This is a genomic window from Pandoraea terrae (assembly GCF_902459695.1).
Taxonomy (GTDB): Bacteria; Pseudomonadota; Gammaproteobacteria; order Burkholderiales; family Burkholderiaceae; genus Pandoraea; species Pandoraea terrae.
Window position 1 is genome coordinate 55,701 of sequence record NZ_CABPRZ010000031.1, and the last position, 11,257, is coordinate 66,957.

At 61.4% G+C, this 11,257-nt stretch carries 10 protein-coding genes; 9 read left to right on the forward strand and 1 reads right to left on the reverse strand.

The window, feature by feature from the left end; genetic code table 11:
* The first annotated feature begins 34 nt into the window (after positions 1-34).
* From PTE30175_RS24725 to PTE30175_RS24735, 3 genes are read left to right on the forward strand one after another with little or no spacing between them, the layout of a single operon-like run.
* A complete protein-coding gene (locus tag PTE30175_RS24725; protein WP_150699721.1) occupies positions 35-691 on the forward strand; it encodes an ABC transporter permease in 657 nt (218 codons plus the stop codon).
* Positions 688-1,818 (forward strand): osmoprotectant ABC transporter ATP-binding protein OsmV, encoded by a 1,131-nt coding sequence (locus PTE30175_RS24730; RefSeq protein ID WP_150699722.1) that lies wholly within the window; start codon positions 688-690, stop codon positions 1,816-1,818. The genes PTE30175_RS24725 and PTE30175_RS24730 overlap by 4 nt, the downstream gene beginning before the upstream one ends.
* A gap of 12 nt (positions 1,819-1,830) precedes the next feature.
* Positions 1,831-3,066 carry a mechanosensitive ion channel family protein gene (locus tag PTE30175_RS24735; protein ID WP_150699723.1) on the forward strand — a complete coding sequence of 412 codons (1,236 nt, stop codon included), beginning with the start codon at positions 1,831-1,833 and terminating at the stop codon, positions 3,064-3,066.
* Positions 3,067-3,088: 22 nt separating this feature from the next.
* Here PTE30175_RS24735 and PTE30175_RS24740 read toward each other — a convergent pair whose 3' ends face one another.
* Complete coding sequence (locus PTE30175_RS24740; RefSeq protein ID WP_150699724.1) at positions 3,089-4,354, reverse strand: hypothetical protein; 1,266 nt, start codon at positions 4,352-4,354, stop codon at positions 3,089-3,091.
* Between the two features lie 407 nt (positions 4,355-4,761).
* On the opposite strand from PTE30175_RS24740, the gene PTE30175_RS24745 reads away from it, so the two are divergent.
* From PTE30175_RS24745 to PTE30175_RS24770, 6 genes are all read left to right on the forward strand, one after another.
* A complete protein-coding gene (locus tag PTE30175_RS24745) occupies positions 4,762-7,272 on the forward strand; it encodes a type VI secretion system Vgr family protein (protein WP_191629202.1) in 2,511 nt (836 codons plus the stop codon).
* Between the two features lie 23 nt (positions 7,273-7,295).
* Positions 7,296-8,171, forward strand: a complete 876-nt coding sequence (locus PTE30175_RS24750) for a hypothetical protein (RefSeq protein ID WP_224788958.1) — start codon at positions 7,296-7,298, stop codon at positions 8,169-8,171.
* Positions 8,172-8,173: 2 nt separating this feature from the next.
* Complete coding sequence (locus PTE30175_RS24755) at positions 8,174-8,404, forward strand: hypothetical protein (RefSeq protein WP_150699727.1); 231 nt, start codon at positions 8,174-8,176, stop codon at positions 8,402-8,404.
* Positions 8,401-9,645: a WD40/YVTN/BNR-like repeat-containing protein gene (locus PTE30175_RS24760; RefSeq protein ID WP_338044473.1), complete on the forward strand. Its 1,245-nt coding sequence runs from the start codon at positions 8,401-8,403 to the stop codon at positions 9,643-9,645. Before PTE30175_RS24755 ends, PTE30175_RS24760 begins: the two co-directional genes overlap by 4 nt.
* Positions 9,646-9,753: 108 nt before the next feature.
* The gene (locus PTE30175_RS24765) at positions 9,754-10,611 is read left to right on the forward strand and encodes a hypothetical protein (RefSeq protein WP_224788959.1); all 858 of its coding nucleotides are present in this window, start codon (positions 9,754-9,756) and stop codon (positions 10,609-10,611) included.
* Between the two features lie 2 nt (positions 10,612-10,613).
* Positions 10,614-11,257 (forward strand): WD40/YVTN/BNR-like repeat-containing protein (locus PTE30175_RS24770; protein ID WP_420819675.1); only part of this gene is annotated, 644 nt, incomplete at its 3' end.

The following is an 11,257-nucleotide window of genomic DNA, read 5'->3' on the forward strand; positions in this document are numbered from 1 at the left end:
CGCGACTTTGTGGCTGTCGGCGGCTGGGCACAACGTGAACGCCATCTACGAATACGCGCTGGCCAACTGGCCGCGCATCGCCGCGCTCACCGGCCAGCATGCGTGGCTCGTGTCCGCGTCGGTGGGCTGCGCCGTGCTCGTGGGGGTGCCGCTCGGTGTATTGGCCGCGCGCTACAAGTGGCTCTCTGGCGGTTTGCTCGGCCTCGCCACGGTGGTGCTGACGATTCCGTCGATCGCGCTGTTCGGCCTGATGATCCCGGTACTGTCGATCTACGGGCTCGGCATCGGCGCTGCCCCGGCGCTGGTGACGGTCTTTCTGTACGCGCTGTTGCCGATCATGCGCAATACCTGCCTCGCGCTGCGGCAGATCGACGCCAGTATCCGCGAAGCTGGTGTCGGTATCGGCATGACGTTCGGCCAGCGCCTGCGACTCGTCGACCTGCCGTTGGCCGTGCCCGTCATTCTGGGCGGCGTGCGCACGGCGGTCGTCATGAACATCGGCGTCATGGCCATCGGCGCCGTGGTCGGCGCGGGCGGCCTGGGTGTCCTGATCCTGCGCGGTATCAACCAGAGCGACATTCGCCAACTCGTGGTCGGCGCGATCATGGTCAGCGTGCTGGCGGTCGTGGCGGACACCGTCCTGCACCGCCTGCAACGCGTGCTGACCCCGAAAGGAATTCGAACCCCATGATTACTCTCGACAATCTCACCAAAAGCTTCGTCCAGAAGGACGGCTCGCAGGTGAGCGCGGTCAACGCCGTGAGTCTCGACGTCCCCCCGGGCGAAATCTGCGTCTTTCTCGGCCCGAGCGGTTGCGGCAAGACCACCACGCTCAAGATGATCAACCGCCTGATCCGGCCCACGTCGGGCCGCGTGCTGATCAACGGTGAGGACACCCGCCAGCTCGATGAAATCGCTTTACGCCGACATATCGGCTATGTGATCCAGCAAATCGGCCTGTTCCCCAACATGACGATCGAGGAAAACATCGCGGTCGTGCCGCGTCTGCTGGGCTGGGACAAGACGCGCTGCCGGGCGCGCGCCACGGAGCTGATGGCGATGGTCGCGCTCGATCCGAAGCGCTATCTGTCGCGCTATCCGCGAGAGCTGTCGGGCGGCCAGCAGCAGCGTATCGGCGTGATCCGCGCGCTGGCGGCCGATCCGCCCGTCCTGTTGATGGACGAGCCGTTCGGCGCCGTCGACCCCATCAACCGCGAATCGATCCAGAACGAGTTCCTGCAGATGCAGCGTCAACTCGGCAAGACCGTCATCATGGTCAGCCACGACATCGACGAAGCGATCAAGCTGGCCGACCGTGTCGCCGTGTTCCGCCAAGGGCGGCTGGTGCAGTTCGCCCAGCCCGATGCGCTGCTGGCCAAACCGGTCGACGAATTTGTCGCGAGTTTCGTCGGCCATGACCGTATCCTGAAACGCCTGCTGCTGGTGCGCGCGGAGGATGCCGCCACGCCGCAACCGACCGTCAGGCCGCAGACGCCGGCATCGGAGGCGTTCGCGTTGATGGACGAACTCGATACGCGCTCGCTGGTCGTTGTGGACGCAAGCGCGCGTGCGTTGGGTTACATCGCACGGCGGGAAACACGCGGCGCGCAGGGAACCTGCGAGGCGCGCGTGCGTCCATTCAAGGCGACGGCCGCGGCCGGTGACAATCTGCGTGTGTTGCTCTCCCGCATGTACGAACACAATCTGGCGTCGCTGCCGGTACTCGGCGACGCCAACCAGTATCTGGGCGAGGTCACGCAGGACTCGATCGCGGACTATCTGAGTTCGGGCAAGTCGCGCGATCTCACTTCAGGATAATGGCGGCAGGCGATGTTGACTTCGGGAATCACGTGGCTCTCAGCTGAGCCTTGGGCACACTCGGCGGGTTCGTTGGTGTTGTTGTTGTCGGTGGCGGTGGCCGCGCGCGTCGTGGCGAGCCGGGTAATCGTACGCGTGGTGCGCCTCGTCGTGCAGCGTACAACCAATCGCTGGGACGACGCCCTGCTGGGCTATCGGGTGTTTCATCGCGCGGCGCAGGTGCTGCCGTATGTTGTGATTGAGTGGGGCATCGGGCTGGTGCCTGACCTGCCGGCGGGCGTGGCGGTCCTCGGGGGCAATCTGGCCCTGGCGATGATGATGCTTTACGCGGCGTTGGCGGCCGATGGCATTCTCGACGCCGCGCAAGCCGTCTATTCGACCACGCCGCATGCCCGCACGCGCTCGATCAAGGGCTACGTGCAGCTGGGCAAGCTTGCGTTATTCGTGATTGCGGCAATCGCCATCGTGGCGACGCTGATCGACCGGTCGCCCTGGTTGTTGCTGTCGGGGCTGGGGGCAATGTCGGCGGTGCTGATGCTGGTGTTCAAGGACACGCTGTTGTCGTTTGTTGCGAGTGTTCAACTGACGTCGAACGATATGCTGCGTGTCGGTGACTGGATTGAAATGCCGCAAGTGGGGGCGGATGGCGATGTCGTCGATATCGCGCTGCATACGGTGAAGGTGCAGAACTGGGACAAGACGATCACCACGATCCCGACGTGGCGCTTGATCTCCGAGAGCTTTCGCAACTGGCGAGGCATGCAGCAGTCGGGCGGGCGGCGAATCAAGCGTACGCTGTGCATCGACGCGGGCAGCGTGGCGTTTCTTGATGAAGCAGCGATGGCGCATTTGTCGCGCATGCATTTGTTGACGCCGTATATCGAAGAGAAGCAGCGGAAACTGACGGAAGCGAATCAGGCGCTGGGCACGGCGGCGGGCGTGCCGGCGAATACCCGGCGGTTGACCAATATCGGCACCTTCCGTGCGTATGTGCTGGCGTATCTGAAGGCGAATCCGGACATTCACGACGAGATGACCTGCATGGCACGGGCAATGGAGCCCGGGGCCACCGGCATTCCGATCGAGGTGTATTGCTTTTCGACTTCAGTCGTGTGGGCCGAATACGAGCGCATTCAGGGCGACGTCTTCGATCACCTGCTGGCGATCCTGCCGGAGTTCGGATTGCGTCTGTATCAGAATCCGGCAGGCGCCGATTTGCAGCGCTGGCAGGCGCTCTCAGTGGGTTGAGGGGGGCACTTGCGCCACGTCCTTACACGTAGAGTCGCGCTGCGAGTGCTTGCAACCTGTCCACTTCGCGTTTTGTGCTTTCCATCTGCGTTGCAACGGTTTTCAGACCGTCAGCAAGGGCTTGGCGGATCTGGGTGCTATCGTTGCGCGGGAGAGGCTGAGTTTCGGCGGTCGTCTGAATGGGTAATCCCGACGAAACGGAGGGAGGCGCGGCGACAACTTGAGATTCAGTTTCCGTTTGACCAGTGGCCTTGCCCAACAGGACTGTTACGTCTTGCTTGAGGGCGTCAAACATGACTGTCACGTCTTGCTTGAAGGCATCAATTTTCCCGTCGACGCAGCCGACGACGAAATTGGTCACCGTGTGGTTGTTTGCGGCGATGAGGTCAGCCACATCCTCGGTACTCTGGGCCATCTTCTGGTCTATCAGCGTGGCGTGTTGCTTCAGCTCACCACGAACCGCGCCAAGTAACTGATTGGAAATATGACTGACTTCAAGCATCTTCTCCACCTCTTTCAGTGCGGCATTGATTTGTTTCAATGCCTTTTTGGTGGTGCTCCACGCGGGGTTCTGCTGCGTCACCAATACGCCGATTGATGAGAACAGGGCGCCGACCACGGGGCCACACGGTGTAAGGAACGGAACGAGTGCGACGGCGACAAGGCCGGTTGCCGGTGAGAAAGCGACGGCCACGGCGATCCCGACAATACAGGCGGCGGCAATCAGCGCCAATCGCAAACGCGTTCGCTTTTTTGTTTTGGGAACCAGGGCGATCGTTTTCTGAATGGGGGCGCGTTCCAGTCGGCTGAGTTCGTCAAGTCGAGCGGTCGCCTTCTCCAACGAAATCTCGCCTCGATTCAGCACTTCCACAATATCGACGCGTTGGCGCACGACGCTGATCGCTTCGCGCACCTGCGTGAGAATTTCGTACGCGACTCGGGCATCGCCCCTAAGCTTGTCTGGATCGTCGACGCGCGTGGTTTTGCCGATGGGGCTGGAAAGCATTCGCCATCGACTGCTCAATTCTTCTGTCGCAAGGTCCAGCTTCTGTGACGGCGTGACAAGATCGCAATTCTCGGAGATTCTATGCCTCTCGAACTGCGAGTCTTTCCCCATAAGGAAAATGGGGCGCTGAGCCAGCGCTATCAGTGATCCCACCACCTCCCGATGAAGATCATGAAACCGATTGCCTGATTGCCTCGCGTTATCGAATGCGTGAATCTTGTCGCGCATTGGCGGCCCCGATGGGGGGCTCACTGGGTGGTCCGTGTAGAACAAACTGCTCATGCCTACGTCTCCTGCCTCAACGGCGCTTGCTTTTACTGAACTCCGATTCTTGAGTGTCGTGTTTCCGGTATCTTGCGCACTTCGCGTGTCGTCGTATTTTGGTTTCGGACGAGACGGTTCAGGTTCCGGTCGTGTTTGGCGGGAGCATGGAGTGAAACGCCGGGTCCGTGACCGAGAGGCACGGTTGCCGCGCTTCGGCTGCAACCGCAATCGCGGACGTGATGACGGGGCAAATCACAAACACTGTCACGCATACAAAATCCATCCAGTTCCTAATTTGGGCCTTTGCCCATAGACGCCTACGCCGGAGCGTTGATATCGTTTTGAGTCCTGACGATGCGAGTGACAGCGCCCCTACGAGGCCGCCGCCGTGTCGTTCGTCCGTCATTGAACTCTCCCCCGGCGCGATGCAGACACTCCCCGACGCAGCAGCAGACCTGAAGTCCGTTCTCACCCAGCCTACCCAACACATTTACCTCACGATTCCCGGCACGGATTTTCCGTTGTCGGTGGTGCGCTTTCGGCTTGAAGACGAGATGAACGGCAGCTTCATGGCCGATATCGTCGTGACCTCGCCCATCCAGGGTCTGCCCGGCGCAGATTGCATTGGCCGCTGGGCGATGCTGCGCCTTGAAGACGACACTGCCGCGACCGCCTGGATGACGGCCGAGCGCAATGCGCTGCGCACGTGGCATGGTGTGGTCACGCAGTGGGAGCACGTCTCGTCGAGCCGCGATGAGGCCACCTACCGGCTGCGCCTGGAGCCACGCTTCGCGCTGCTGCGCCAGACCACCGATTCACGCGTGTTTCTCGAGACGTCGCTGCGCGAGGTGATCAAGGCATCGATCGTCGATCGCCAGACGTTCGTGCACTCCGATGTCGAATTCGAGTTCGAGGCGTCGGCCGAGCAGTTTGAGCAAGTGCTGATGTACGAGGAGACGGTCGAGCATTTCATCTCACGGATTTGCCGCAAGTACGGCCTCTATTACTACATCAAACATGCCGACGACGCCAAAGGCGCGTATCGCGACACGCTGGTGTTCGGCGATTCAGCCAAGGGCTATATGCGTGCGCTGGAGGTGCCGCTGGCCGCGCATGCCGGGCTCGAAAGCGTGGGGCGCGAGTCGATCCAGACGCTGCGCACGATCCGCACGAGCGTGCCCGAGACCGTCAGTGTGTGGGATCACAACTACCGCACGCCCGAGGACCCGCTCGCTGCGGAGTCGAAGATCGCGTATGAGGATCGGTCGGTCGCCGGCACGCTGCGGCGCAGCGCCGAACATCATCGCACCGCCGACGCGGCGCAGACGGTGGCCGAGCTGCGCCGCGACGAGCAGATTGCGCGGCAGACCGTGTACAAGGGCACCAGCAACGTCGTGGGCATGACGCCGGGCATGGTGGTGCGTCTGACGAACCACACGCTGCCCGACGCCAAGTACGGCTTCGTGATCACGAAGCTGATTTGTCAAGGCGGGCGCGCCGAGCCGTTCAGCAACGAGTTCGAGGCGATGCCGTCGCACTTGCCGTTTCGCCCGGAATACGACCCGCACCAGCACTGGCGCTGGATGCCGGGGCCGGTGAAGGCGGTGATCGAATCGCGCTATGACGACGGCTACGCGCATCCGGACGAACACGGGCGCTATTTCCTGAAGTTCGGCTTCGACTGGCGCAAGACCAAGCCCGGTTTCGGCAGCAAGCCGACGCGGCTGATGAAGCCGTCGGCGGCGTACCGGGGCGGGTTCCATTCGCCGAAACTGCCCGGCACGGAGGTGCTGGTCGGCTTCACCGGCGGCGACATCGACCGGCCGATCATCCTCGGCGCGGCGCACGACTATGCCCGCACCGATGTGGTGTACGGCATCGACGGCTGGAATACGCGCTCGATCTGGCGTACGCCGCTGCGCGGTGCGGATATCCGCATGGAGGACTACAAGGGACAGGAGGGCGTCAAGGTCGCCACGGTGTTCGCGAAGTCTTCGGTCAGCCTGGGCTATCTGGTCACCCACGACAAGAAGCGACGCGGGGAAGGGTTTGAGGCGCGTACTCAGGGACATGCGGTCATGCGGGGTAGCGCCGGCGTTTTCTTGACGGCCGACAAGCAGGATGACCCGAGCGCGCCGCATCTGGACATGCCGGCCGCGTTGATGCAAATGCAATCGGCGCTCGCCGAGGCATCTGCGTTGCGCTCGATGGCGGAACAAGCCAAGGCGGAACTTGCCGAGGTCAAGGCCCAGCAGGCGCAACTCGAAAGTGCCTTCAAGGACCTGCAGAAGGCTGTGATCCTGCTCTCCGCTCCGGAGGGCATCGGCGCTGTGACGCCGAAAAGTATTCATCTGCTGAGCGGCGAGCATCTGGCGGCCACGACCGGCAAGAGCGCCGACTTCAGCGTCGGCGACAGCTTCACGGTAGCCGCCGCCAAGGCCGCTTCAATCTTTGCGCAGCAGAGTGGGATCAAGGCGCTGGCGGCCAACGGCAACGTGGACGTCCAGGCTCAGAGCGGCGCGATGAACCTTACCGCACTCGACGGCATGAATATCACCAGCGCCAACGGGAAGGTGGTGATTTCGGCCAAGGAGGAAATCCTGTTCGTCTGTGGCGGCTCGTATTTTCGTATTCGTGACATCGGCATCGAGGACGGAACGCGCGGTGATCGAGTCATCCGCTCAGCGTCGTTCCAAAAAACAGGGCCACAAACGCTGTCCGCCGCACTTCCGGTGTTGCCTAACTCGAAGGGTGCCTACGACCAGGCATTTGTCGTCCGGTGGACCGGCACAACGATTCCAGCAGCGAACGTCAAGTATCAATTGTTTTCTGAAGGCAAGCTGATCTCCGAGGGCGTGACTGGCGAGAACGGTGAAACGGCACTCGGGCAGAGTGATGTCCCGCAGGACGTGCAGATCAAATTACTGGGTAACTGAGGATGGCGGCAAAGGAAAAGGTTTTGGGCACGGCAACGGCGATGATGACGCCGGCATGCTACGAACAACGAGCGAGCGCTGAAATAGGTGCGTGCGAGTGTACGGTGCCGCCGGCCGCAGCCTTGATCGTCGGCACTTGTCCGTACTACTACCGGCCGGTTTGCGGCGAGCCTTGGGCATCGGTCACGAAGGTCAGTCTGGCGAGTACGTGGGAAGCGGTCAAGGCGTGGGCACGGGTCTGGAAACCGTATGAGGACGGGGAGAGTTTCTCCACACTGCTGCGTCGCCGCGAGAAGCTGATCGAGGCGGAATGCACCGACTCGGATTGGTCGCGGCACGGCAACTTCATGATGCGGCATATCGGCTGCGGGCATAAGCCGCCGAGCTACTACGTCAGCTATGGCTATTACTACTGTTCGACTTATGGCGCGGAACTGTATCCGCGCCTCACTTCGGCGGGACAGGCGTGGTTAGTCCTGGCAAGACAGAAACTTCAGGAGTATCTGGAAAGCGGTCTCTCCCAGAATATGCGTGGCAATGAGATTGCGCTGGCCAGCAAACGGGGTAACGGGAGTTTCAGGATGACGGTGGCGCAGTTCGAACTTGAACTGGAGGACGAGACCTTCACCGAATTCGCGTTCAAGACGCATCCGATGGCGTATCTCGATGCCGGCTTGGGCGATCTGTCGGTCTCGGACCTGAAGAAAATCGGGCAACAGCCGAACGTCCAGGAATGGGCGGACGGTCGTACCTGGGAGCAGGCGGTGGAAAGCGGTGCGTGGGTTGCCAAGAAGAAAGCGAGCAACGCGATGGCTGCCTTGGGCGAGGCATGGGATGCCACGAAGTCCGAGGTGGGCGATCCCATTGGCCACGCCTTGGGCCGCTTGCTGGCGAAATGACCATGACTCGCCCATGGCGCTGGAAACTCATCATTGGGGCGCTCATCGCGCTCGCTGCGATTGCGTATGGATACCAGAGCATGTCGCCAAGCTGGGAAACCATCACGATGGTTGTCAAAAAGAAAGCGAGCAACGCGATGGCTGCCTTGGGCGAGGCATGGGATGCCACGAAGTCCGAGGTGGATGATCCTATTGGCCACGCCCTCGGCCGCTTGCTGGCGAATTGGCCATGACTCGCCCACGACGCTGGAAACTCATCATCGGCGCACTCATTGCGCTCGCTGCCACTGTCTATGGATATCAGAGCATGACACCAAGCTGGGAAACCGTCACGACGACCTACGGGAAAAGCGATAAGCCCTACGGCGGTGGAGCATTTCGTATTCGCGATAACGATGTGATATCGCTCAAGATCGCAGGGGCGGAAATTCATTATCGCGTCGTCGGGCTCGACAAAGGGTACAACGGTGCGCAGGCAGTCCCAGAAGAAGCGTGGGCAAATGATGTACACGAAAGGCTGAACCGTACCACTGTCAGTCTCCTGCGCGGCACGCTCGACGGTGGCCTGACCCGCGTGTTCGAGCAGCGCGGGCAGACCGGCGCCTGGTGGTATTCGGAGGATTGGCGCACGCTGTACGTGAGCACGGGTTGGCTGGATTACAAAGCGCCTGTGCGGAAAGACGTGCTGAAGCCACAAATCACCAAGCTGTGGCGCTCGCAAGACGGCGGCAAGACGTGGGCGCAGCTGAACTGGCCGGAGCTCCAGGACATTGATCGCTTGCTGTTCGTCGATCCGATGCGTGGCTATGCGATCGGCTGGGGACCGCACGTGTGGCGCACCACCGACGGCGGCCAATCGTGGCAGGAAATCAAGGTGCCGCCGCAGGCAAGAAACGCGCAGCAACCGCGCAAGAAGTTCGAGGCGGTCGACTTGGGTCCGGACGGCACGCTGCGCGTCGCCTACTACGTTGGGCAACTGGGCGAGCACGATGCTTCGAGTGTGGTCTATCGGCTGGCCCGGGACCAACAGGATTTCGAACTGGATGTCGTGCTGCCGCAGCAGGTGGTGGTCGGTTTGCAATCGTCACAAGAGACGACGGGCCGTTACTCCATCTATGCGCTTTCGCGCCTGGGCGCGCCGCGTAACCGGGCCGATCGCGAGGACAAGGGGCATCGCCCTGGCGTCCTTTCGAGTTGGGTGAGTTACCCGCAGCCCAGGGTCGAGCAATTGCACACCTTCGACGACCGGCTCTCGGTTGACGGGCTGGATGTCGGCAAACGCGGCGTGTTGCTGGTCTATGCGACCGACCGGCGGCGCGCCGGCGCGTCTCACGACTACACCCTGAGCAGCACCGACTTCGGCAAGTCATGGCGCGAGACCAACGACAAGGTCATCCAAGGCGGCTATTTCGATTCCGAAACGAACACGCAGTATGGCTTGTACGCCTACACGCTCAAGAAGCGGTCTTTCTGACGTGCCTTATGAGGCAGGACAGAGTCATGTCCCGCAGGACGTTCGGATCAAATTACTGGGTAACTGAGGATGGCGGCAAAAGAAAGGGTTTTGGGCACGGCAACGGCGATGATGACCCCGGCATGCTACGAACAACGAGCGAGCGCTGAAATAGGTGCGTGCGAGTGTACGGTGCCGCCGGCCGCAGCCTCGATCGTCGGCACTTGTCCGTACTACTACCGGCCGGTTTGCGGCGAGCCTTGGGCATCGGTCACGAAGGTCAGTCTGGCGAGTACGTGGGAAGCGGTCAAGGCGTGGGCACGGGTCTGGAAACCGTATGAGGACGGGGAGAGTTTCTCCACGCTGCTGCGTCGCCGCGAGAAGCTGATCGAGGCGGAATGCACCGACTCGGACTGGTCGCGGCACGGCAACTTCATGATGCGGCATATCGGCTGCGGGCATAAGCCGCCGAGCTACTACGTCAGCTATGGCTATTACTACTGCTCGACTTTTGGTGCGGAACTGTATCCGCGCCTCACTTCGGCGGGACAGACATGGCTTGAAGACGCAAGGAAATTCCTCCAACGAAATATGGAGAAAGGACTTTCCCAGAACATGGAGGGAAACGAGATTGCGCTGGCCAGTAAGCGTGGCAACGGGAGTTTCAGAATGACGGTGGTGCAGTTCGAACTTGAACTGGAGGACGAGACCTTCACCGAATTCGCGTTCAAGACGCATCCGATGGCGTATCTCGATGCCGGCCTGGGCGATCTGCCGATCTCGGACCTGAACAAAATCGGGCAACAGCCGAACCTCCAGGAATGGACGGACGGTCGTACCTGGGAGCAGGCGGTGGAGAGCGGCTGGGCGGTGGCCAAGAAGAAAGCGAGCAACGTGATAACTGCCGTAGGCGAGGCATGGGATGCCACGAAAGCCGAGATGGGCGATCCGGTTAGTCACGCCTTGGGCCGCTTGCTGGCGAATTGACCATGACTCGCCCACGGCGCTGGAAACTCATCATCGGCGCACTCATCGCGCTCGCTGCCACTGTCTATGGATATCAGAGCATGACACCAAGCTGGGAAACCGTCACGATGACCTTCGGGAAAAGCGATAAGCCCTACGGCGGCGGAGCATTTCGTATTCGCGATAACGATGTGATATCGCTCAAGATCGCGGGGCCGGAGCTCAAATTCAAGCCGAGAAGCGAGCGCAAGAATCCAGGGGTCGCTGAATTTTCGGAGCCTTGGATGGATGACGTGAATGAGGAATTGAACCGCACCACCGTCAGTCTTCTGCGCGGCACGCTCGACGGTGGCCTGACCCGCGTGTTCGAGCAGCGCGGACAGACAGGCGCGTGGTGGTATTCGAAGGACTGGCGCACGCAGTACGTGAGCACGGGGTGGCTGGATTACAAAGCGCCGGTGCGGAAAGACGTGCTGAAGCCACAAATCTCCAAGCTCTGGCGCTCACAGGACGGCGGCAAGACGTGGGCGCAGCTGAACTGGCCGGAGCTCCAGGACATTGATCGCCTGCTATTCCTCGATCCGATGCGTGGCTATGCGATCGGCTGGGGACCGCACGTGTGGCGCACCACCGACGGCGGCCAATCGTGGCAGGAAATCAAGGTGCC